This window comes from Pseudomonas simiae, assembly GCF_000934565.1.
Lineage (GTDB): Bacteria > Pseudomonadota > Gammaproteobacteria > Pseudomonadales > Pseudomonadaceae > Aquipseudomonas > Aquipseudomonas simiae.
In genome coordinates this window covers 3,637,604-3,659,166 of record NZ_CP010896.1, presented here as the reverse complement: position 1 = coordinate 3,659,166, position 21,563 = coordinate 3,637,604, and the positions used below count along the sequence as shown (strand labels likewise).

The 21,563-nt window shown below is 60.2% G+C and carries 21 protein-coding genes; 3 read left to right on the top strand and 18 right to left on the bottom strand.

Annotated features, from left to right (window positions below):
- The first annotated feature begins 8 nt into the window (after window positions 1-8).
- Window positions 9-209: a DUF6021 family protein gene (locus PF1751_RS16365; RefSeq protein ID WP_010209565.1), complete on the top strand. Its 201-nt coding sequence runs from the start codon at window positions 9-11 to the stop codon at window positions 207-209.
- A gap of 31 nt (window positions 210-240) precedes the next feature.
- On the opposite strand, the gene PF1751_RS16360 is transcribed toward PF1751_RS16365, so the two are convergent.
- Complete coding sequence (locus PF1751_RS16360; protein ID WP_010209566.1) at window positions 241-477, bottom strand: DUF6555 family protein; 237 nt, start codon at window positions 475-477, stop codon at window positions 241-243.
- A gap of 120 nt (window positions 478-597) precedes the next feature.
- Between PF1751_RS16360 and PF1751_RS16355 the strand changes: the two genes are divergently transcribed.
- Together PF1751_RS16355 and PF1751_RS16350 are read left to right on the top strand one after the other, a co-directional pair.
- Complete coding sequence (locus tag PF1751_RS16355) at window positions 598-1,425, top strand: arylamine N-acetyltransferase family protein (RefSeq protein ID WP_010209568.1); 828 nt, start codon at window positions 598-600, stop codon at window positions 1,423-1,425.
- Between the two features lie 133 nt (window positions 1,426-1,558).
- Window positions 1,559-2,311, top strand: coding sequence for an outer membrane beta-barrel protein (locus tag PF1751_RS16350; protein ID WP_010209570.1), 753 nt, complete (start codon window positions 1,559-1,561; stop codon window positions 2,309-2,311).
- Between the two features lie 61 nt (window positions 2,312-2,372).
- Here PF1751_RS16350 and PF1751_RS16345 read toward each other — a convergent pair whose 3' ends face one another.
- The 17 genes from PF1751_RS16345 to PF1751_RS16265 all read right to left on the bottom strand — a co-directional run bounded on the left by PF1751_RS16345 (window position 2,373) and on the right by PF1751_RS16265 (window position 21,416).
- Entirely contained in the window at window positions 2,373-2,687 is a 315-nt protein-coding gene (locus PF1751_RS16345) for a helix-turn-helix domain-containing protein (protein WP_010209571.1), read from the bottom strand.
- A complete protein-coding gene (locus tag PF1751_RS16340; protein WP_032883041.1) occupies window positions 2,677-3,027 on the bottom strand; it encodes a toxin in 351 nt (116 codons plus the stop codon). The genes PF1751_RS16345 and PF1751_RS16340 overlap by 11 nt, the downstream gene beginning before the upstream one ends.
- A 238-nt stretch (window positions 3,028-3,265) precedes the next feature.
- On the bottom strand, window positions 3,266-4,729 hold the full coding sequence (gene nuoN / locus PF1751_RS16335; protein WP_010209574.1) for an NADH-quinone oxidoreductase subunit NuoN: 1,464 nt from the start codon (window positions 4,727-4,729) through the stop codon (window positions 3,266-3,268).
- A gap of 7 nt (window positions 4,730-4,736) precedes the next feature.
- A complete protein-coding gene (nuoM, locus tag PF1751_RS16330) occupies window positions 4,737-6,269 on the bottom strand; it encodes an NADH-quinone oxidoreductase subunit M (protein WP_010209575.1) in 1,533 nt (510 codons plus the stop codon).
- 39 nt (window positions 6,270-6,308) lie between these two features.
- On the bottom strand, window positions 6,309-8,162 hold the full coding sequence (nuoL, locus tag PF1751_RS16325) for an NADH-quinone oxidoreductase subunit L (protein ID WP_021492765.1): 1,854 nt from the start codon (window positions 8,160-8,162) through the stop codon (window positions 6,309-6,311).
- The gene (gene nuoK / locus PF1751_RS16320; protein ID WP_003174727.1) at window positions 8,159-8,467 is read right to left on the bottom strand and encodes an NADH-quinone oxidoreductase subunit NuoK; all 309 of its coding nucleotides are present in this window, start codon (window positions 8,465-8,467) and stop codon (window positions 8,159-8,161) included. The genes nuoL and nuoK overlap by 4 nt, the downstream gene beginning before the upstream one ends.
- Before the next feature lie 2 nt (window positions 8,468-8,469).
- A complete protein-coding gene (gene nuoJ, locus PF1751_RS16315; RefSeq protein ID WP_003174726.1) occupies window positions 8,470-8,973 on the bottom strand; it encodes an NADH-quinone oxidoreductase subunit J in 504 nt (167 codons plus the stop codon).
- Between the two features lie 9 nt (window positions 8,974-8,982).
- On the bottom strand, window positions 8,983-9,531 hold the full coding sequence (gene nuoI / locus PF1751_RS16310) for an NADH-quinone oxidoreductase subunit NuoI (RefSeq protein WP_003174725.1): 549 nt from the start codon (window positions 9,529-9,531) through the stop codon (window positions 8,983-8,985).
- A gap of 11 nt (window positions 9,532-9,542) precedes the next feature.
- On the bottom strand, window positions 9,543-10,550 hold the full coding sequence (gene nuoH / locus PF1751_RS16305) for an NADH-quinone oxidoreductase subunit NuoH (RefSeq protein WP_003174724.1): 1,008 nt from the start codon (window positions 10,548-10,550) through the stop codon (window positions 9,543-9,545).
- Window positions 10,547-13,261: an NADH-quinone oxidoreductase subunit NuoG gene (gene nuoG, locus PF1751_RS16300; RefSeq protein ID WP_010209579.1), complete on the bottom strand. Its 2,715-nt coding sequence runs from the start codon at window positions 13,259-13,261 to the stop codon at window positions 10,547-10,549. The genes nuoH and nuoG overlap by 4 nt, the downstream gene beginning before the upstream one ends.
- A gap of 135 nt (window positions 13,262-13,396) precedes the next feature.
- Window positions 13,397-14,752: an NADH-quinone oxidoreductase subunit NuoF gene (gene nuoF, locus PF1751_RS16295; RefSeq protein ID WP_003174722.1), complete on the bottom strand. Its 1,356-nt coding sequence runs from the start codon at window positions 14,750-14,752 to the stop codon at window positions 13,397-13,399.
- Window positions 14,749-15,246: an NADH-quinone oxidoreductase subunit NuoE gene (gene nuoE / locus PF1751_RS16290; RefSeq protein ID WP_003174721.1), complete on the bottom strand. Its 498-nt coding sequence runs from the start codon at window positions 15,244-15,246 to the stop codon at window positions 14,749-14,751. The genes nuoF and nuoE overlap by 4 nt, the downstream gene beginning before the upstream one ends.
- Window positions 15,247-15,248: 2 nt before the next feature.
- Entirely contained in the window at window positions 15,249-17,033 is a 1,785-nt protein-coding gene (gene nuoC / locus PF1751_RS16285) for an NADH-quinone oxidoreductase subunit C/D (protein WP_021492763.1), read from the bottom strand.
- A gap of 72 nt (window positions 17,034-17,105) precedes the next feature.
- The gene (locus tag PF1751_RS16280; protein WP_003219572.1) at window positions 17,106-17,780 is read right to left on the bottom strand and encodes a NuoB/complex I 20 kDa subunit family protein; all 675 of its coding nucleotides are present in this window, start codon (window positions 17,778-17,780) and stop codon (window positions 17,106-17,108) included.
- A gap of 10 nt (window positions 17,781-17,790) precedes the next feature.
- Window positions 17,791-18,204: an NADH-quinone oxidoreductase subunit A gene (locus PF1751_RS16275; protein WP_003219575.1), complete on the bottom strand. Its 414-nt coding sequence runs from the start codon at window positions 18,202-18,204 to the stop codon at window positions 17,791-17,793.
- 658 nt (window positions 18,205-18,862) lie between these two features.
- Entirely contained in the window at window positions 18,863-20,188 is a 1,326-nt protein-coding gene (gene aceA, locus PF1751_RS16270) for an isocitrate lyase (protein ID WP_003174717.1), read from the bottom strand.
- 490 nt (window positions 20,189-20,678) lie between these two features.
- Window positions 20,679-21,416: a secretin N-terminal domain-containing protein gene (locus tag PF1751_RS16265; protein WP_044287355.1), complete on the bottom strand. Its 738-nt coding sequence runs from the start codon at window positions 21,414-21,416 to the stop codon at window positions 20,679-20,681.
- Window positions 21,417-21,563: the final 147 nt, after the last annotated feature.

Here is a 21,563-nt window from a genome sequence, read left to right as displayed (position 1 = left end):
AGAACGCCGTGAGTAATACGCCAAAAGGCCCGGCTTCGGGCGAGCATTCCAGTGGTAAGGACGAATTGGGGTTCGATCCCGATTCGCCGGATGTGTCGGATCCGCAGGTGGATCCGGTAGGGCCGGCGATTGCGCCGTTGGATAAGGACAAAAAAGGCAAGGATGAAAAAAAGCCGCCCTATGATCCATTGGGCGACTTGAAGCCATAAAGCGAGCCCCGCCCATGTGCGGGGCTTTCGTTTACTTGGGCGCTATCCAAGTGACGTCGGTAATCCCGAATTTCTCCGCCCACGGTCGAGTCGTCTTCTTCACCTGCTCATGCCCGACCCGCCCCACGCGGCTGACATGCGCGATATCGGCATCCACCGCCGCCCAGTGCCAGGCCTCGGCGTTGTTCATCACTTCGGCACGCACCACAAAGGATTTCGGTTTGCCGTGCAGCTGGTAATTGATGGTGTAGATTTTTGCGGTACTCATGTTGCCTCCCTGTGTTGTTATAGATGGATAGGGCAGCGTTCTAAAAGGTTCATTCAAAATGACAATCTGCTCGTTGGCGCGGCATAGTGTCGCCTTTATCCCGTGCCGAAGGATTGCGCCATGTCACTGCTGACCCATAGCCGCCTCTACCTGCAACGCCTGGGCTATGACTCGCCGCCAGCGCCGAGCCTGCGCACCTTGCAGGATCTGCAACTGCGCCATGTGTGCAGCTTTGCCTTCGAGAACCTCTCCAGCCTGATGCGCTTGCCGGTGCCTATCGACCTGGCCAGCGTCGAGCAAAAAGTGCTGTTGGAGGGGCGGGGCGGTTATTGCTATGAGTTGAACCAGATGTTCCTGGCGCTGTTGCAGGAGCTCGGTTTTGATGCTCGCGGCATCACGGGGCGGGTGGTGATGGGTGGGCCGCCGGATGCGCGCACGGCGCGTACCCATCGTTTGAGCCTGGTGACCCTGGATGGCGTGCGTTACATCACCGACGTCGGCTTCGGCGGCATGGTGCCCAGCAGCCCGTTGCTGTTGGACACCGAGGTGGTGCAGGCCACCGCGCACGAACCCTATCGCGTGACCTTCGACGGGCACGACAGTTACACCCTGTGGGTCCAAGTGGCCAATGAATGGCGTGGGTTGTATGTGTTCGATCTGCAAGTGCAGGCGACCATCGATTATGAAATCGGCAACTGGTATGTCTCCACCCACCCGGACTCGGTCTTCGTCGGCCAGTTGAAAGTCGCGCGGTTGGCTGCGGGTGAGCGTCATACCCTGAACAACGCCAACTATGCAATTCACTACCTGGACCGGCCGAGTGAAAAGCGCGCCCTCGTCAGTGCCGATGAGGTGCTGCAGCTGTTGACTGAAGTCTTCGGGATTTGCGTGCCGGTCACGGCGGCGCTGCGGGCTGCCCTTGATGGCTTGACAGTGCCGAATTCATAGGAGCATTGAGATAGAGCCTTCGCTGAACCGTTTTACCTCCAAATTAGCGCAAATTAATTCGAACCTTTGGCATCCACCGGGGTTCGAACCGGTTCCTGAATAATTTGCTCACCAGACAAGGAGATGTAAAACGATGTCCAAGCTATTCGGAAAATTCCTCAAGGGTTCCTCGCTGCTGGCGCTGGTTGCTGCGCCTGCCGCGGTGTTTGCCGCACCGTCCACCGACCCGATTTCTACCTTCGGGATCCAGGGCAGCTACAACGATTTCAAATTCGAAGACGGCAGCGAAAGCGACAAGAGCCACATGCCTGAAGCTGGCCTGTTCTACAACTTCGGCAATAAGCTCACCGCTGAATCCGGCTTTATCTACCAGGCCGGTATCGAAGCCAAGTACGGTGAAAAGAGCGACAACAAACTGAAGGAAGGCCAGGCTGACCTGGACCTCGGTTGGCGTGCCGCGCTGGATGCGCGCAACTTTGTCGACGTGATCGTCGGCGGTGGCTACAGCTGGACGCGCTACGAGCCAGAGATCAACGACCTCGACGTGAAACTTACCAACAAGTCGCCGTTCGCCAAGGCGGCCCTGGGCTACAACCACCAGTTCGATGACATGACCCTGCGTGTCGAAGCGGGCGCCCGTCGCACTATCGACGGCCGCACCAAGCTCAAGGTGGAAGATTTTGGCAGCGACACCGTGGACCTCAAGGACCGCACCAACCCTTACGCCGAAGTCAGCTTGCTGATGAACCAGAAAGGCGACCTGCCGGTGGTCGCAGGCCTGTACTACACCCGCACCGAGTATAAGCTTGACGGTAATTCCGAGGTGGCCGACAACACCAAGCTCAAGCGTGATGAGTACGGGTTCAAGGTCGGTATCGCGTTCTGATACCGTTGCAATGGAAAACGCCCCGAATGTTCGGGGCGTTTTTTTTGGGGACAATTGCAGATCAACCCAACGCAGCAAGTTGTGCCACGGTCTCAGGAAAACGCGCCACCAGGCGAATCAGGGTGGCGGCCTGGGCATTTGGTTTAGCCCGGCCTTGCTCCCAGTTCTCCAGCGTACGCGTGTTGGTGCGCAGGTACATGGCGAAGACGGCACGGGAGAGGTTGAGCTGTTGACGCACGGCGACCACTTCCTCTGCGGTGAGCGGCTCCAGGTTGTTGAGATGAACCTTGTGGGTCCGCAGGGTGACTTTGCCTTGGCGTTCGTTTGCCAGGGCGTCGAAGCCTTCGACCAGTTCGGAAAAGATTTCACGTTTCATGATGTGTTCTCGCTTTGATTTCCCTGTCCAGCATGTGTTTTAGGGCTTTTTTGTGCTGAGGCGTCAGGTCGTCCTGTTCGTGTTTGCCGTACAGGGTGAATAACCAGAATTGCGTGCCGCCTGACCACCCGTAGTAAATGACCCGCAGGCCACCGCGCTGGCCTTTGTTGCGTCGTTCGTCGACAAAGCGAACCTTGCGTAACCCACCTGTTCCCTCGATCACGTCTCCCGCTTCCGGGTTCTTCATCAACGCCTGTTGAAAACCGTGGAAAAGCTCGTCACTCAGATAGTCCTTGCGATGCCGCTCGAAGGCCGGCAGTTCGATAAATAGAGCATCCATGTTCTGTACGTAGCCTGCGTATAGTTTGGTGGCCCGCGCGCCTTGGGTCAAGTGACCTTGCTGTGGGAACTTTCCTAGAACGCAAACACCATACGGCGGCCTCCATCGGGTAGATGCCAGATAAGGAGGCAGCTGGAGGAGGAAATTTCCGTGAGCAGGGGAGGGTAAAAGCACCGGCCCCAGAAACGCAAAACGGCGCCCGAAGGCGCCGTTTTGTTTACCGCATCCCGCTAAGCGATCAAACGCCCAGCACCGCGTGCTGCACCAGGGTGAGCAACGGTTGTGGGTACACGCCCAGGAAGAACGCGAGCAGGGCGATGGCCAGCAGCATGACGCCACCGGCTTTCTGTTCCCAGTGCAACTCGGCATCCACACGGCGCAGGTTTGGCTCGATCAGGTACAGGGTGACCATCACGCGCAGGTAGTAGAACACGCCGATGGCGCTGCCCAGTACCAGGGAGGCAACCAACCACCATTCGTGGGCTTCAACACCGGTAGCGACGATGTAGAACTTGCCGATGAAGCCCGCCGTCAGCGGAATACCGGCCAGGGACAGCATCATCACGGTCAGTACGGCAGTCAGGTATGGACGGCGCCAGAACAGGCCGCGGTATTCATACAGGGCGTCGGCGTCACGGCCTTTGAACGGCGAGGACATCAGCGTGATCACGCCGAATGCGCCAAGGCTCGTGATCACGTAGGTGACCAGGTACACGCCCATGGCTTCCACGGCCAGGCCTTTGCTCGCCACCAGGGCGATCAGCAGGTAGCCGAAGTGAGCGATGGACGAGTAACCCAACAGACGCTTGAGGTTGTTCTGGGTCAGGGCCAGCAGGTTGCCGAACAGGATCGACGCGATGGCGATCACGGTCAGTACGGTGCTCAGCACACCCGTGTTGGCGGCAGGGGAGATCTGGAACAGACGCACCATCACCGCAAACACAGCCACTTTCGACGCAGTGGCCAGGAACGCAGCCACCGGCGCCGGGGCGCCTTCGTACACGTCCGGGGTCCACAAGTGGAAGGGCACCAGCGACAGCTTGAATGCCAGGCCGATCAGCATCATGGCCAGGCCCAGTTGGGCAACCGGCGCAGGCATGCTGGTGGCCGCCAGGGCGTGACCGATACCGGTGAAGCTCAGGTTGCCAGCTTCTGCATAGAGCAGGGCCATACCGAACAACAGGAACGCCGAACCGGCAGCCGACAGCACCATGTACTTGATGCCGGCTTCCAGGGAGCGCTTGTTGAAGAAGGCGTAGGCCACCAGGCCGTAAGTCGGGATCGACAGCAGTTCCAGTCCGATGAACAGGCCCGCCAGGTGCTGCGCGCTGACCAGCACGATGCCGCCGGCCGCAGCCAGCAGGATCAGCAGGTACAGCTCTTCGCGGTTGCCTGGGTAACCGGTACCGCCTTCGCCAAGGTAGGCGTGGGCGAGGGTGACACAGGCCAGGGTCGCGACCAGGATCAGCGCGATGTACAGCAGTGCGAAGTCATCCACCATCATCAATGGTGTTACCGCCAGAGGCGCGACCTTGAGGGCCGGGATGATCGACAGCAGGGCCAGGTTGAGACCGGCACAGGACAGCAGGAACGTTTGCGAGTGATTGCGGCGCCAGGCGATCGCCAGCATCACCACCACGATGGTGAGGCTGGTAATCAGCAGCGGCGCAAGCGCGATAAAGTGTTGGATCGTGAATTCCATAGCGCTCTTACCGGGCCGAAGCGAGTTGAGAGAAGGCGGTGCCGAACCACTGCTGCACGCCATGCATCGTCGCGGCAGAAGTGTCCAGGAACGGTTGCGGGTACACGCCGATGTAAATCAGCAGCACCGCAAGGCCGAGCACCATGATCAGTTCGCGAGCATCCATCCCTTGCAGGACGGTGTCGGACTTGGCCGGGCCGAAGTAGGCGCGGTGGATCATGATCAGCGAGTAGACCGAACCGAACACCAGGCCGGACGTTGCAATGGCGCTGATCCACGGCGTTTGCACGAAGGCACCCATCAGGATCAGGAACTCGCCGATGAAGTTACCGGTGCCTGGCAAGCCCAGCGACGCGGCGGCGAAGAACAGGCTGATCGCCGGCAGGTACGCGATGCGTGACCACACGCCACCCATTTCACGCATGTCACGGGTGTGCAGGCGCTCGTACAACTGGCCACTCAGGATAAAGAGGGCAGCGGCCGAGACACCGTGGGCCAACATCTGGATCACTGCGCCTTGCAGTGCCAGTTGGCTGCCGGAGTAGATGCCGATCAGTACGAAGCCCATGTGGGAAACGGACGAGAAGGCGATCAGACGCTTGATGTCGGTTTGCGCAAATGCCAGGAACGCACCGTAGAAGATCCCGATCAGACCGAGGGTCATGGCGATCGGCGCGAATTCGGCCGAGGCATTCGGGAACAGCGGCAGGGCGAAACGCAGCAGGCCGTAGGCAGCGGTTTTCAGCAAGATACCGGCCAGGTCCACGGAGCCGGCGGTCGGCGCCTGGGCGTGAGCGTCAGGCAGCCAGGAGTGGAACGGCACCACCGGCAGCTTCACCGCGAACGCGATGAAGAAGCCCAGCATCAGGATGTACTCGGTGGTCAGCGACATCTTGGTTTTCAACAGGTCGGCGTAGTTGAAGGTAATCACGCCGGTGTTGTTGAAGTTGACCAGTACCAGACCCAGGATCGCCACCAACATGATCAGGCCGGAAGCCTGGGTGAAGATGAAGAACTTGGTCGCTGCGTAGATCCGGGTTTTCTTGCCGTCCGAAGAACTGTGACCCCAGAGCGCGATGAGGAAGTACATCGGCACCAGCATCATTTCCCAGAAGAAGAAGAACATGAACAGGTCAAGGGCGAGGAACACGCCGACGACGCCGCCCAGGATCCACATCAGGTTCAGGTGGAAGAAGCCCACATGACGCTGGATCTCTTTCCAGGAGCAGAGTACCGAGAGGATACCCAGCAGGCCGGTCAGCAGGATCATCAACAGCGACAGGCCGTCGAGGGCCAGGTGCACGTTGATGCCGAAGCGCTGGATCCACACGTGCTTGAATTCAAGCGCGAAGGTGGGATCGACACCCGGTGCCGGAGCAAATGAATAGTCGCCATGGGCCCACAGCCAGAGGCCGAGTGCGAGTTCCAGGGACATGGTCAGCAACGCAATCCAGCGGGGGAGGGTGGCGCCGAAGCGTTCACCCATCCAGCAGAGCAGGCCGCCGATGAAGGGGATCAGGATTAGCCAGGGCAGAATCATGACAGGCTCGTTTCCTTTCGCAAGTTCGCAAAGTTCATATCAGACCGCTACCACGACGATGGCGCCGATCACCAAAACGGCACCGGCCGCCATGGAAGCTGCATACCAACGCAATTGACCCGTCTCGCTGCGGCTCAAGGCGGTGTGACCGGCCTTGGCGGCACGCGGGATCAAACCGATGGTTTGGTCAAGCGGGTCTTTACGCAGAATGTGGCTGATAGCCAGGTAAGGCTTGACGAACAGTTTGTCGTAGATCCAGTCGAAGCCCCAGGCAGCGAACCACCAGGCCGACAGGAAACGGCCAATGCCACTGTTGGCCACGGCTGTCACGAAGCGACGCTTGCCGAGGAACAGCAGGGCCGCCAACAGGATACCGGCGATAGCAATGGCGCCCGACGCGATTTCCAGGCTGTGCTGGGCTTCGCCGCCGGCATGACCGACGCTTTGTGGCAATACACCGTGCAGCGGCGGGGTGATCATGGCGCCAACAAAAGTCGACAGGATGATCAGCACCGACAATGGCAACCAGTGCGAGATGCCGTGACCTGCGTGGGCTTCAGTCTTGGCTTCACCGTGGAAGGTGATGAAGATCAGGCGGAAGGTGTACAGCGAGGTCATGAACGCACCCACCAGGCCTGCATACAGCAGGTTCTGGTTACCGCTGGCAAAGGCTTCCCAGAGGATTTCGTCCTTGGAGTAGAAACCGGCGGTCACCAACGGCAGGGCTGCGAGTGCGGCACCACCGACGATGAAGCTGGCGTAGGCCAATGGCAGTTTCTTCCACAGGCCGCCCATCTTGAAGATGTTCTGCTCGTGATGGCAGGCAACGATCACCGCACCGGAAGCAAGGAACAGCAGGGCCTTGAAGAAGGCGTGGGTCATCAGGTGGAAGATCGCCGCGTCCCAGGCGCCAACGCCCAGGGCCAGGAACATGTAGCCGATCTGGCTCATGGTCGAGTAGGCGAGGATCCGCTTGATGTCGGTCTGCACCAGCGCGGCGAAGCCGGCCAGTACCAGGGTCACGCCACCGACGATGCCTACAAGATGCAGGATGTCCGGCGCCAGGGTAAACAGGCCATGGGTACGGGCGATCAGGTAGACACCGGCAGTTACCATGGTTGCCGCGTGGATCAGTGCGGAAACCGGGGTAGGGCCGGCCATCGCGTCCGCCAGCCAGGTTTGCAGTGGCAGTTGCGCGGATTTGCCCACGGCGCCGCCCAGCAGCATCAGGGTGGCCAGGGTGATCCAGAAGTCACCGACCTGGAATTTCTGCGGTGCCAGCACCAGCAGTTCCTGGATGTTCAGCGTGCCCACTTGTTGGAACAGGATGAACAGGCCGATGGCCATGAACACGTCGCCGATGCGGGTGACGATGAACGCCTTGAGTGCCGCGTTACCGTTGTTGCGGTTGCTGTAGTAGAAACCGATCAACAGGTACGAGCACAGGCCCACGCCTTCCCAGCCGAAGTACAGGAACAACAGGTTATCGCCGAGCACCAGGAACAGCATGCTGGCGATAAACAGGTTGGTGTACGAGAAGAAGCGCGAGTAACCCGCTTCACCGCGCATGTACCAGGACGCGAACAGGTGGATCAGGAAGCCCACGCCGACAACCACGCCCAGCATGGTGATCGACAGGCCGTCGACGTAGAGGGCGAAGTTGGGCTTGAAGCCCTCCACCGACATCCACTGCCACAGCACCAGGGTGTAGTGACCGCCTTCCGGCGGCGCCACGTTGAATTGCCAGATGACGTAGGCGGCCACAATGGCCGACAGGCCAATGGAGCCCACGCCGATCAAGGCCGAGAGGTTTTCCGACCAGCGCCCGCGAGAGAACGACAGCAGCAGGAAACCGATCAGGGGGAATACGAAAGTCAGAAAGATCATGTTCATCCGCGCATCTCACTGGCAGCGTCGATATCAAGCGTGTGGAAGCGACGATACAGTTGCAGCAGGATCGCCAGGCCAATGCTGGCCTCGGCGGCTGCCAGGCTGATCACCAGGATGAACATGACTTGTCCATCCGGCTGGCCCCAACGTGCACCCGCAACGATGAACGCGAGTGCCGCGGCGTTCATCATGATTTCCAGGCTCATCAACACGAACAGAATGTTACGGCGGACCATCAGGCCGACCAGGCCAAGGCAGAACAGGATGCCGGCGACCGCCAGACCATGCTCCAAAGGGATAGCAGGCATCGTCATTGCTCCTTGGCTTCGTTGCGGCCCAAGTGGAAGGCGGTGATGGCTGCAGCGAGCAGCAGCATCGAAGCCAGTTCGACCACCAGCAGATACGGGCCGAACAGGCTGATGCCCACGGCTTTCGCGTCTACGGTGGTGTGGCCGATGGCCTGGCCGCTCTGGTGAGCGAACAGCACATACAGCAGTTCACCCAGCAGCAGCGCTGCCAGCACAACCGGGCCGAGCCAGATGCCGGGCTTGAGCCAGACGCGCTCCTGGGCGACCGAAGCCGGCCCCAGGTTGAGCATCATCACCACAAACACGAACAGCACCATGATGGCGCCAGCGTAGGCGATCACTTCCAGTACACCGGCGAACGGTGCGCCGAGGCTGAAGAAGGTCATGGCCACGGCGATCAGCGAAATGATCAGGTAGAGCAGGGCGTGCACGGGGTTGGTGTTGGTGATCACGCGAAGCGTGGACACAACCGCGATACCCGATGCGAAATAGAAAGCGAATTCCATCTTTCTTCCTTAAGGCAGCAAGCTCTTCACGTTGATCGGCTCGGCTTCGTTTTGTGCGGCGCCTTTCGGCTTACCGGCAACGGCCATACCTGCAACACGATAGAAGTTGTAATCAGGGTTTTTACCGGGACCAGAGATCAGCAGATCTTCTTTCTCGTACACCAGGTCCTGACGTTTGAACTCGGCCATCTCGAAATCCGGTGTCAGCTGGATTGCGGTGGTCGGGCAAGCTTCCTCGCAGAGGCCGCAGAAAATGCAGCGCGAGAAGTTGATGCGGAAGAAGTCCGGGTACCAGCGACCGTCTTCGGTTTCAGCTTTCTGCAGGGAGATGCAACCCACCGGGCACGCCACGGCGCAGAGGTTGCAGGCTACGCAACGCTCCTCGCCATCGGGGTCGCGGGTCAGCACGATGCGGCCGCGATAGCGCGGCGGCAGGTACACCGCTTCTTCCGGGTATTGCAGGGTGTCGCGTTTGCGGAAGCCGTGACCGAACACCATCACCAGGCTTCGCAACTGGGTACCGGTACCCTTAACGATGTCGCCAATATATTTGAACATGGGTCAAATCCTCACTGAACCGCGGCCGCTGGCGTGTTCAACAACACAACGGCAGCAGTCACCAGCAAATTGATCAGGGTCAGTGGCAGGCAGAAGCGCCAGCTGAAATCCATCACCTGGTCGTATCGTGGACGCGGAATGGAAGCGCGCAGCAGGATAAACAACATGATGAAGAACGCGGTCTTCAGGAAGAACCAGAAGAACGCCAACTGCGGCAGGATGCCGAATGGACCGTGCCAGCCGCCGAAGAACAGCGTGACCAGCAGGGCCGAGATCAAGATGATGCCGATGTACTCACCAACGAAGAACATGCCCCATTTCATGCCGGCGTATTCAATGTGGTAACCGTCGGCCAGTTCCTGTTCCGCTTCCGGCTGGTCGAACGGGTGACGGTGAGTCACGGCGACGCCAGCGATGAAGAAGGTGCAGAAGCCGAAGAACTGCGGAATGATGAACCACAGGTTCTGCGCTTGGTACTCGACGATGTCGCGCATGTTGAACGAGCCGACCTGCACCACGATGCCCATCAGCGCGAGGCCCATGAACACTTCGTAGGACACGGTCTGGGCCGACGCCCGCAAGCTACCCAGCAGGGCGAACTTGTTGTTACTCGACCACCCGGCGAACAGCACCGCGTAGACCGAAAGACCGGCCATGGCGAAGAAGAACAGCAAGCCGATGTTCAGGTCCGCCACGCCCCAGGTCGGGGTGATCGGGATGATCGCGAAGGCGATCAGCAAGGCGCTCATGGCCACGACCGGTGCCAGGGTGAAGATCACCTTGTCGGCAAACGGCGGGGTCCAGTCTTCCTTGAAGAACATTTTCAGCATGTCGGCGGCGATCTGGAACATACCAAACGGGCCAACGCGGTTCGGACCGTAACGGTCCTGCCACCAGCCCAGCAGGCGACGTTCGACGAAGCTGAGCAGGGCGCCCGCGACGACCACGGCCAACAGGATCACGATGGCCTTGACGACCGAGATGATCACGTCGATCACTTCAGGGGTGAACCAGGTCATTGCGCTGCCTCCTGCAGACCGTCAACGGTTTTGCCAAAGATCGCCGGTGGAATACCGGCGAGGCCTTTCGGCAGTGCAACCAGGCCGGCACCCAACTCATCATTGATGCGCAGCGGCAGACGCAGGGTCTGGCCGGCCACGTTCAGGCTGAGCAGGGCCCCGTCGTTGACGCCCAGGCGGTCGGCTTCAGACTTGGCCACGGATACGTAGGCAGTCGGGATACGTTCTTGAACCGGTGCGGCTTTGGACGAAGTCTCTTCGCTGCCGAACAGGTGGAAGAACGGCACAACCTGCCAGGTGCCCTGGGCCGGGTTGAACGGACGCGGTACGGCGGCGAACCAGTTCAACGAGTCGCCCTGGGTTTCGATCAGGCGGGTGCCCGGGTCGCCAGCGCGGATGTGACCACCGACTTCGTCCTGGAACTTGTTCCAGGCCTGCGGCGAGTTCCAGCCCGGCGACCAGGCGAATGGCACCTGCTGACGCGGTTCGGCCGAACCCGAGTACCCTTCCATGGAGAAGGCGAACGCGGTGTCGTTGTCTTGCGGGGTACGTGGTTCATGCACGCTGATATCGGCACGCATGGCGGTACGACCGGAGTAACGCAGCGGTTCACGGGCCAGTTTCATGCCCTTGATGCGGAACGCGGCGGACGGTGCAGCGTCGACGATACGTGCCAGCTGCGGCGCGCTTGCCGCGGCGGCGGCGGTGACGTGGTCGAGCTGGGTCCAGTCGATCGGCTGGTTCAGCAGGGTCGAGCGCAGGGCATGCAGCCAGCGCCAGCCTTCGTGAACCAGGATGCTGGCGTCCATGTACTTCGGATCGAACACCTGGAAGAAGCGCTGCGCGCGGCCTTCCTGGCTGACCAGGGTACCGTCGCCTTCGGCGAAGGTGGCGGCTGGCAGCACCAGGTGGGCGCGGTCGCTGGTAGCGGTCTTCTGGTGGTCGGCGACGATCAGGACCTTGGCGGCGTCCAGTGCAGCGTCAACCTTGGCGGCATCGGTGCGGGTGTACAGGTCGTTTTCCAGCACCACGATGGCGTCGGCTTTACCGTCGATGACCGCTTGCAGGGCTGCGTCCAGGGACTCGCCGCCAAGCATGGCCAGGCCAAGGCTGTTGGCTTCCGGCACGACCAGGCTGATGGAGCCGTTCTTGTCGCGCAGCTTCAACGCCTTGGCGATGTTGGCAGCGGCTTCGATCAGCGCCTTGGAACCCAGGGAGGTGCCGGCAATGATCAATGGACGCTTGGCTGCCAGCAGGGCGTCGGCGATGCGCTGGGCCAGTTCGACGGCTTCGGTGTCCAGGCCTTCGACAGCCGGTGCGCTGGCGTCGAGGGCGTGGGCCACGGCGAAACCGATGCGGGCCAGGTCGTCTGGTGCTGCGTGTACGCATTCTTCGGCGATGTCGTCGAGCTTGGTTTCAGCCAGGCTGGCGATAAACAACGGGTTCAGCGCGTGCTGGCCGATGTTTTTCACCGCGGCGTCGAGCCAAGGCTGGACGCGCATGGCGTCGGCCATGTCTTCGGCCTTGCCTTTGACCGACTGGCGCAGCGACAGGGCGATGCGGGCGGCGGTCTGGGTCAGGTCTTCACCGAGCACGAAGATGGCGTCGTGGTCTTCGATGTCGCGCATGTTCGGGACGGGCAGCGGGCTGTCGTTCAGCACCTGCAGGACCAGACGGATGCGCTCCAGCTCACCGGCTTCGATACCGGAGTAGAAGTGCTCGGCACCCACCAGCTCGCGCAACGCGAAGTTGCTTTCGAGGCTGGCGCGCGGCGAACCGATACCAACGATGTTGCGGCCGCGCAGAAGCTCGGCGGCTTTATCCAGGGCCTCGTCGGTGCTCAGCTTCGCGCCGCCGGCCAGCAGCGGCTGGCGTGGGCGGTCTTCGCGGTTGACGTAGCCATAGCCGAAACGGCCGCGGTCGCACAGGAAGTACTGGTTGACCGAACCGTTGAAGCGGTTTTCGATCCGACGCAGTTCGCCGTAGCGCTCGCCCGGAGAGATGTTGCAACCGCTGGAGCAGCCATGGCAGATGCTCGGGGCGAACTGCATGTCCCATTTACGGTTGTAGCGCTCGGAGTGGGTCTTGTCGGTGAACACACCGGTCGGGCAGACCTCGGTGAGGTTGCCGGAGAACTCGCTTTCGAGCACGCCGTCCTCAACGCGACCGAAGTACACGTTGTCGTGGGCGCCGAAGACGCCAAGGTCGGTGCCGCCAGCGTAGTCCTTATAGAAGCGTACGCAGCGATAGCAGGCGATGCAGCGGTTCATTTCGTGGGAAATGAACGGGCCGAGGTCCTGGTTCTGGTGGGTACGCTTGGTGAAGCGATAACGGCGCTCGTTGTGACCCGTCATCACCGTCATGTCTTGCAGGTGGCAGTGACCGCCTTCCTCACAGACCGGGCAGTCGTGGGGGTGGTTGGTCATCAGCCACTCGACGACACTGGCGCGGAACGCCTTGGATTCTTCATCGTCGATGGAGATCCAGGTGTTGTCGGTGGCTGGGGTCATGCAGGACATGACGATACGACCACGGGTGTCGTTCTCGTCGGTGTATTGCTTGACCGCGCACTGGCGACAGGCACCGACGCTACCAAGCGCGGGGTGCCAGCAGAAATACGGGATGTCGAGGCCTAGTGAGAGACATGCCTGTAACAGGTTGTCTGCCCCATCGACTTCGAGCGCTTTGCCGTCTACGTGGATAGTGGCCATGGTTCAAAGTTCTTCGTTGGCCCGTTGTCAGCGGGCGTGGCTAATGGAATCTTGTTATTCATGGGCTTCAACACAGCCTTTACGGCGTCAGCCCATGAGCAGTTGAAGGGCACGGACCCTTCGCCTTTTAAAGCGTTACGCGCCGACTACGATCGGCCTTGCCAGAGGCGGGACGGCGGCGCTGGTAGGCGCGATGCCGGCTTCGAACTCCGAGCGGAAGTATTTGATGGCGCTGCCCAATGGCTCCACGGCGCCCGGTGCGTGAGCACAGAAGGTCTTGCCTGGGCCGAGGAAACCGACCAGGCCCAGCAGGGTTTCGATATCACCCTCGCGGCCTTCGCCGTTTTCCAGGGCCATCAGCAGCTTCACGCTCCAGGGCAGGCCGTCGCGGCATGGGGTGCAGAAGCCGCAGGATTCCCGGGCAAAGAACTGCTCCATGTTGCGCAGCAGCGAGACCATGTTCACGGTGTTGTCCACCGCCATCGCCAGGCCGGTACCCATCCGGGTGCCCACCTTGCCGATGCCGCCGGCATACATTTGTGCATCGAGGTGCTCAGGGAGCAGGAAACCGGTACCGGCACCGCCTGGTTGCCAGGCTTTCAAGGTGTAGCCGTCGCGCATGCCGCCGGCGTAGTCCTCGAACAGCTCGCGAGCGGTCACGCCAAACGGCAGTTCCCACAGGCCAGGGTTCTTGACCTTGCCGGAGAAGCCCATGAGCTTGGTGCCCATGTCTTCGCTGCCTTCGCGGGCCAAGGATTTGTACCAGTCCACGCCGTCGGCGATGATCGCCGGCACGTTGCACAGCGTCTCGACGTTGTTCACGCACGTCGGCTTGCCCCACACGCCTACAGCGGCAGGGAAGGGCGGCTTGGAACGTGGGTTGGCGCGGCGGCCTTCGAGGGAGTTGATCAGTGCGGTTTCTTCACCGCAGATATAACGCCCGGCGCCGGTGTGCACGAACAGCTCGAAGTCGAAACCGGAGCCGAGGATGTTCTTGCCCAGCAGGCCAGCAGCCTTGGCTTCTTCCACGGCACGGTTGAGGTGCTTGGCGGCGGTGGTGTATTCGCCACGCAGGAAGATGTAGCCACGGTAGGTTTTCAGCGCGCGGGCGCTGATCAGCATGCCTTCGATCAGCAGATGGGGCAGTTGCTCCATCAGCATGCGGTCTTTCCAGGTGTTCGGCTCCATTTCATCCGCGTTGCACAGCAGGTAGCGGATGTTGATGGATTCGTCTTTGGGCATCAGGCCCCACTTTACGCCCGTGGGGAAGCCTGCACCGCCGCGGCCTTTGAGGCCGGCGTCTTTCACGGTCTGGACGATGTCGTCCTGGGCCATGTCGGCGAAGGCTTTGCGCGCAGCGGCGTAACCATTCTTGGCCTGGTACTCGTCTAGCCACACGGGCTCGGCATCGTCACGCAGGCGCCAGGTCAGCGGGTGGGTCTCAGGCGAACGCTTGATCAGGTTGGCCGGGCCGAAAGAAGTCAGGGTCATGGGTAGCCCTCGAGCAATTGGGTCACGCCAGCGGGCTGCACGTCACCGAATGTGTCGTCGTCGATCATCAACGCCGGCGCCTTGTCGCAGTTGCCCAGGCAGCACACCGGCAGCAGCGTGAAGCGGCCGTCCGGGGTGGTCTGGCCGAGGCCGATGCCCAGCTTGTTCTGGATTTCGCTGACCACGGATTCGTGGCCGCCGATATAGCAGACCATGCTGTCGCACACGCGAATGATGTGGCGGCCCACTGGCTGACGGAAGATCTGGCTGTAGAACGTGGCTACACCTTCAACGTCGCTGGCAGGGATGCCGAGGATCTCGCCGATGGCGTAGAGGGCGCCGTCCGGCACCCAGCCACGTTCCTTCTGCACGATCTTCAAGGCTTCGATCGACGCCGCGCGCGGGTCTTCGTAGTGATGCAGCTCGTGCTCGATGGCCGAGCGCTCGGTTTCACTGAGGGTGAAACGGTCTGTCTGGATAAGCGTGCTGTTCATGCTTAGCGGTCCACGTCGGCCATAACGAAATCGATACTACCCAGGTACGCAATCAAGTCCGCGACCATCTCGCCTTTGATCACCGAAGGGATCTGCTGCAAGTGGGCAAAGCTTGGGGTACGGATCCGGGTGCGGTAGCTCATGGTGCCGCCATCGCTCGTCAGGTAATAACTGTTGATACCCTTGGTCGCTTCGATCATCTGGAAGGATTCGTTGGCCGGCATGACCGGGCCCCACGAAACTTGCAGGAAGTGCGTGATCAGGGTTTCGATGTGCTGCAGCGTGCGCTCTTTCGGCGGCGGCGTGGTCAGCGGGTGATCCGCCTTGTACGGGCCGGCCGGCATGTTGCGCATGCATTGCTCGATGATCTTCAGGCTCTGGCGCATTTCTTCGACGCGCACGATGCAACGGTCGTAGGCATCGCCATTGGCCGCCAACGGGACTTCGAATTCGAAGTTCTCGTAGCCCGAGTACGGGCGCGCTTTACGCAGGTCGAAATCGCAGCCGGTGGAGCGCAGGCCAGCACCGGTGACGCCCCATTCCAGGGCCTCTTTGGTGTTGTACTGGGCGACGCCGATGGTACGGCCCTTGAGGATGCTGTTATCCAGCGCAGCCTTTTGGTACTCGTCCAGACGCTTGGGCATCCAGTCGATGAATTCCTTGACCAGGCGATCCCAGCCATTCGGCAGGTCATGGGCCACGCCACCGATGCGGTACCAGGCCGGGTGCAGGCGGAAACCGGTGATGGCTTCGATGACCTTGTAGGCGCGCTGACGGTCGGTGAACGTGAAAAACACCGGGGTCATGGCGCCGACGTCCTGGATATAGGTCCCCAGGAACAGCAGGTGACTGGTGATCCGGAAGAACTCGGCCATCATGATGCGGATGGTGTCGACGCGGTCCGGCACCTTGATGCCAGCGAGTTTCTCGACCGAGAGCACGTACGGCAGGTTGTTCATCACGCCGCCGAGGTAGTCGATACGGTCGGTGTACGGGATGAAGCTGTGCCACGACTGACGCTCGGCCATCTTCTCGGCACCACGGTGGTGGTAGCCGATGTCCGGTACGCAGTCGACGATTTCTTCGCCGTCCAGTTGCAGGATGATACGGAAGGCGCCGTGGGCCGAAGGGTGGTTCGGGCCCAGGTTGAGGAACATGTAGTCCTCGTTGGTGCCGGAGCGTTTCATGCCCCAGTCTTCCGGACGGAAACGCGCCGCTTCCTCTTCAAGCTGTTGCTTGGCGAGGTTGAGGCTGAACGGATCGAATTCGGTGGCGCGGGCAGGGAAGTCCTTGCGCAGCGGGTGACCTTCCCAGGTGGGCGGCATCATGATACGTGTCAGGTGCGGGTGGCCCGGGAAGTCGATGCCGAACATGTCCCAGACTTCACGCTCGTACCAGCTGGCGTTCGGCCAGATACCGGTCACGGTCGGGATGCTCAAGTCGCTTTCCGACAGGGCGACCTTGATCATCACGTCGCTGTTACGTTCCAGCGACATCAGGTGGTAGAACACGGTGAAATCGGCGCCGCTCGGCAAGCCTTGGCGCTTGGTGCGCAGACGCTCGTCCACGCCATGCAGGTCATAGAGCATGACGTACGGCTTGGGCAGGTTGCGCAGGAAGGTCAGGACTTCGACAAGCTTGGCACGCGCGACCCACAACACCGGCATACCGGTGCGTGTGGCCTGGGCGGTGAAGGCGTCAGGGCCAAAACGGTTATTGAGTTCGACGACCACATCCTGGTCGTCTGCCTTATAAGGCGGGATGTACAGAGCACTGCCTGTAGTCATGGTTTTTTATCGCTTTCGGTCAACGTAAAGAATGAAGCCAGGTTTTCGTTCTATAAAAGAATCGGTGCTGGATCAGACTTCGTCGGGGCTGCGCAGGTTGGTGACCTGAATACGCTGTTCGCGGCGCTGTTCCTTTTGTGACGGCATCTCGGCGCGGTAAACGCCTTGATCTCCGACAACCCAGGAAAGTGGGCGACGCTCCTTGCCAATCGATTCCTGCAACAGCATCAAGCCTTGCAGAAATGCTTCAGGGCGGGGCGGGCAGCCAGGCACGTAGACGTCCACGGGCAGGAACTTGTCCACCCCTTGAACAACGGAGTAGATGTCGTACATGCCACCGGAGTTGGCGCACGAACCCATGGAGATAACCCACTTCGGCTCGAGCATTTGCTCGTAGAGACGCTGAATGATCGGCGCCATCTTGATAAAGCAGGTTCCGGCGATAACCATGAAATCCGCCTGACGCGGCGATGCCCGGATAACTTCGGCGCCAAAGCGCGCGATGTCGTGGGGCGCCGTGAAGGCGGTGGTCATTTCCACGTAGCAGCACGAAAGACCAAAGTTGTACGGCCACAGGGAGTTCTTACGTCCCCAGTTGACCGCGCCACTCAGCACGTCTTCCAGCTTGCCCATGTAGATGTTTTTGTGGACTTGGTCTTCTAACGGGTCGGAAACGGTTTCCCGTTCGCCGATGGGGTACTGCTCGTTAGGAGCATCCGGGTCGATCCTGGTGAGATTGTATTGCATCGCCAAAGCCTCATTGTTTCAGCTTCGCTTGCCGCTTACGACGAGCTTCCGGAGCCCAGTCAAGGGCGCCCACTCGAAATAGGTAGACAAGGCCTGCCAACAGAATTGCTATGAAAACGAGGGCTTCGACGAATCCGGTCCAGCCGCTTTCGCGGACGGACACAGACCAGGCAAAGAGAAAGAGGGCTTCGATATCGAAGATCACGAACAGCATCGCGACCAGATAGAATTTGGCTGAGAGCCGCAAGCGGGCGCCACCTGTAGGCAGCATGCCGGACTCGAACGGTTCATTTTTGCTGCGGCCCCAGGCTTTTGACCCGAGGAGGCTGGAGACGCCGAGCATGAAGGCGCAGAGGCCGACAACACCGAGGAGGAAAATGGCAAAGCCCCAGTTGTGGGCCATGAGTCCTGTCGCTTCGGTCATGCTGGAAATCCTTAACAGAGAGCAAAGGTCTCTGAGCTCGAAAAAGTAACGATGCAGTGACGATATGTCGCACTGCAATCAATCGCGGTGATTTTATGGCTAAACACCGGGCAAGTAAAATTCCTATGGCGAAATTATTCGATGGAATAAGGACATAGTGCACCTTCTTGGGGCTGTAGCCCTTATGGTGTGGGCATTAGCGGGCTTTTGAACAATTAAGTTTTGTTTCAACTGTAACGAAGTTTTCACGCGACAAATGATAATGACTATTGTTTGCGTGGGGTTTAAGCGAATGTTTCTCGTGTGGCGCGGGAAGTTGTTGTTACTTGCTTGAAGGGCGCTTAGTTGTCGACGGGGATCTTTTAACCGATTTGATTCAGGTGAATACCGCTCTGGATCAATGTTTTGCACAAAATCTTCAGGTTGGACGCTTTCCCCTGTGGGGGCGGGCTTGCTCGCGAAAGCGGTGTGCCAGGAAAACATGTGCTGACTGAGCCAGTGCTTTCGCGAGCAAGCCCGCCCCCCTCATTTTGACTTTTTATTGTCAGGGGGGATTTTCAGAAAACAAAAAAAACGCCCCGAACCAGTCGGGGCGTGATTGTCGTGCGGCACTGCGGTTAGGTCTTCCTTGGGGCCGCAGTGGCCGTGTACGCGGTGCTTAGTGGAACTGCTCTTCTTCGGTCGAACCGGTCAGCGCGGTCACGGACGAGGTGCCGCCCTGGATCACGGTAGTCATGTCGTCGAAATAGCCGGTGCCCACTTCCTGCTGGTGAGCCACGAAGGTGTAACCCTTGGCGGCGTCAGCGAACTCCTGCTCCTGCAGCTTCACGTAGGCCGTCATGTCGTTGCGGGCGTAGTCATGCGCCAGGTTGAACATGCTGTGCCACATGTTGTGAATGCCGGCCAGGGTGATGAACTGGTGCTTGTAGCCCATGGCGGACAGTTCGCGCTGGAACTTGGCGATGGTCGCGTCGTCCAGGTTTTTCTTCCAGTTGAAGGAAGGCGAGCAGTTGTAGGACAGCAGTTGGTCCGGGTATTCCTTCTTGATGGCTTCGGCGAAACGACGCGCTTCGTCCAGGTCCGGCTTGGCGGTTTCGCACCAGATCAGGTCGGCGTACGGCGCGTAGGCCAGGCCACGGGCAATCGCTTGGTCCAGGCCGGCACGTACTTTGTAGAAACCTTCCTGGGTGCGCTCGCCGGTCACGAATGGCTGGTCGTAAGGGTCGCAGTCCGACGTCAGCAGGTCAGCGGCGTTGGCGTCGGTACGGGCCAGGATGATGGTTGGTGTACCGGCAACGTCAGCGGCCAGGCGGGCAGCGGTCAACTTCTGTACGGCTTCCTGGGTAGGAACCAGTACCTTGCCGCCCATGTGGCCGCATTTTTTCACTGAAGCCAGCTGGTCTTCGAAGTGCACACCGGCGGCGCCTGCCTCGATCATGCTCTTCATCAGTTCGTAGGCGTTCAGCACGCCGCCGAAGCCGGCTTCAGCGTCAGCCACGATAGGTGCGAAGTAATCGATGTAGCCTTCGTCGCCTGGGTTCTTGCCGGCTTTCCACTGGATCTGGTCGGCACGACGGAACGAGTTGTTGATGCGCTTGACCACGGTTGGCACAGAGTCCACCGGGTACAGCGATTGGTCGGGGTACATGGATTCAGCGGAGTTGTTGTCCGCCGCCACTTGCCAGCCGGACAGGTAGATCGCCTGGATGCCGGCTTTCACCTGTTGCACTGCCTGGCCGCCAGTGAGGGCGCCCATGCAGTTGACGAAATCTTTGTCGGGACGGAAGGAAGGCTTGGCACCTTGGGTCACCAGGTTCCACAGCTTCTCGGCGCCGAGTTTTGCAAAGGTGTGCTCAGGTTGAACCGAGCCACGCAGGCGGACGACGTCAGCAGCGGAATAAGCGCGGGTCACGCCTTTCCAGCGTGGGTTTTCAGCCCAGTCTTTTTCGAGGGCTGCAATTTGCTGTTCGCGTGTCAGTGCCATGGAAGTAAACCTCGTCGCGTCTTCTTGTGGTGGAAAAATCCATTTGCCAGCCCTGCATTCACATGCGTGGGCAGGGCTGCTCGCTGACCAGAAGCTTAGGCGGTCATGGCGGGTCTGGCGGGGAATGCGACGGGGTGAACGATTGGCGAGAGAGGCGGTAGGTAATGGCGGGCCGCGAACAGTCTGAGGGCGTCGTGGGCCCTTGGGTGTTCAACAGCGTGTAGCCGGGTTACCTGGTTAGCTTCCGTCCCTCGGGACAACTTCGTTCCAGTCGCAACCTCGTCAAACACGCCTTGTGGGCGGTACAGACACGAATCGGCTCAGGTGGGTAGCTTAGAGCGGCGATCCGAAGGCCCTTGCCAGGGCCCCTGATTAGCGGGAGCGAGGCCATCATGCCCATGCTTTTTTGGATCGTCAAATGTTTTGTAGTGCTTTTTTTCAAGCACTACATCTTTAGTCTAATACGACTCATCAGTCAGTTTTTGGTGCTTCAGTTCAGGGTGTCGACCTTGACCCGTAAAGTCAGGTCATCGCGGCCCTGGGTAGAGTAGCTGCGGGTTGTAGAGGATTTATCGGCCTGGGTTTCGCGATTGATGCCGGCCAGGGGAATCCACTCGCCCAGTCGACCGCTGACGGTTGTGTCGGTACTTTGCACATTCACTACATCGGGACGCTCCTGGCTCATGCGGTCACGATTGGTGCTGATCGCCAGGTGCACGGTCTCGCCAGTGACGCTGGCGGTGACGTAGAAGCCCTGGGTCACGTTGCGATACTGGGTCTGGTTCTGCAGACGGCCGTAGCTGTCCTGCTGGGTGGTGGTCAGCGGTACGCTCTGGCCTACCTGGATCAGCGCGGGCACACCTTCGCTGGCCTGAATCTGCTGGATCCCGCCGTCGCGGCTGGCGGTGCCGTAGCTGATGATGCGGGTCTGGCTGTCGCCGCTGTTCTGCTGGTTGTTTTCGTTGGTGTCGACGGTGATCAACAGGCGCTTGGCTGGTGTGTCCAATTGTGCAAGCAGGGCGCGCAGGTCTTGGATCTTGGCGGGGTCAGCGTTGACGATAAGTTGGTTGCCGTAAGCGCTGACGGTGCCGTCCTTGCCGATGAAGTTCTGCGCCACGGGCAGCAGGTCGGCACTGGTGCGGTTGCTCAGGTTGACGACTTCAGTGTCGGCCATGGCCGAGCAACTGGCGGTCAGGAGGAGGGCGGTGAGCAGGGTGCGTAGGGACATGTCCGTGATCTCTGCGAGTCATTTGGGCTTGATAGTGCCAGTTTGTCGGCCTGGTGGGTCGCAAGTTGAATCGTAGACGGCAAAATGCCCTGGCATGGCAGGGCATTGTTGGTGTTGCTGAAATAGCTATCGGGGGCAAGCCCCCTC

Excerpts from the sequence above, each read along its gene's own strand:
- PF1751_RS16350 (WP_010209570.1), top strand. The coding sequence starts at position 1,559 with ATGTCCAAGCTATTCGGAAAATTCCTCAAGGGTTCCTCGCTGCTGGCG.
- nuoI (WP_003174725.1), bottom strand. The coding sequence starts at position 9,531 with ATGTTCAAATATATTGGCGACATCGTTAAGGGTACCGGTACCCAGTTG.
- PF1751_RS16355 (WP_010209568.1), top strand. The coding sequence starts at position 598 with ATGTCACTGCTGACCCATAGCCGCCTCTACCTGCAACGCCTGGGCTAT.
- nuoF (WP_003174722.1), bottom strand. The coding sequence starts at position 14,752 with ATGACCCTGACTTCTTTCGGCCCGGCCAACCTGATCAAGCGTTCGCCT.
- nuoJ (WP_003174726.1), bottom strand. The coding sequence starts at position 8,973 with ATGGAATTCGCTTTCTATTTCGCATCGGGTATCGCGGTTGTGTCCACG.
- nuoH (WP_003174724.1), bottom strand. The coding sequence starts at position 10,550 with ATGACCTGGTTCACCCCTGAAGTGATCGACGTGATCATCTCGGTCGTC.
- nuoG (WP_010209579.1), bottom strand. The coding sequence starts at position 13,261 with ATGGCCACTATCCACGTAGACGGCAAAGCGCTCGAAGTCGATGGGGCA.
- PF1751_RS16275 (WP_003219575.1), bottom strand. The coding sequence starts at position 18,204 with ATGACCGAAGCGACAGGACTCATGGCCCACAACTGGGGCTTTGCCATT.
- aceA (WP_003174717.1), bottom strand. The coding sequence starts at position 20,188 with ATGGCACTGACACGCGAACAGCAAATTGCAGCCCTCGAAAAAGACTGG.
- PF1751_RS16360 (WP_010209566.1), bottom strand. The coding sequence starts at position 477 with ATGAGTACCGCAAAAATCTACACCATCAATTACCAGCTGCACGGCAAA.
- nuoK (WP_003174727.1), bottom strand. The coding sequence starts at position 8,467 with ATGCCTGCTATCCCTTTGGAGCATGGTCTGGCGGTCGCCGGCATCCTG.
- PF1751_RS16265 (WP_044287355.1), bottom strand. The coding sequence starts at position 21,416 with ATGTCCCTACGCACCCTGCTCACCGCCCTCCTCCTGACCGCCAGTTGC.
- PF1751_RS16345 (WP_010209571.1), bottom strand. The coding sequence starts at position 2,687 with ATGAAACGTGAAATCTTTTCCGAACTGGTCGAAGGCTTCGACGCCCTG.
- nuoN (WP_010209574.1), bottom strand. The coding sequence starts at position 4,729 with ATGGAATTCACGATCCAACACTTTATCGCGCTTGCGCCGCTGCTGATT.
- nuoC (WP_021492763.1), bottom strand. The coding sequence starts at position 17,033 with ATGACTACAGGCAGTGCTCTGTACATCCCGCCTTATAAGGCAGACGAC.
- PF1751_RS16280 (WP_003219572.1), bottom strand. The coding sequence starts at position 17,780 with ATGCAATACAATCTCACCAGGATCGACCCGGATGCTCCTAACGAGCAG.
- nuoM (WP_010209575.1), bottom strand. The coding sequence starts at position 6,269 with ATGATTCTGCCCTGGCTAATCCTGATCCCCTTCATCGGCGGCCTGCTC.
- nuoE (WP_003174721.1), bottom strand. The coding sequence starts at position 15,246 with ATGAACAGCACGCTTATCCAGACAGACCGTTTCACCCTCAGTGAAACC.
- PF1751_RS16340 (WP_032883041.1), bottom strand. The coding sequence starts at position 3,027 with ATGGATGCTCTATTTATCGAACTGCCGGCCTTCGAGCGGCATCGCAAG.
- nuoL (WP_021492765.1), bottom strand. The coding sequence starts at position 8,162 with ATGAACATGATCTTTCTGACTTTCGTATTCCCCCTGATCGGTTTCCTG.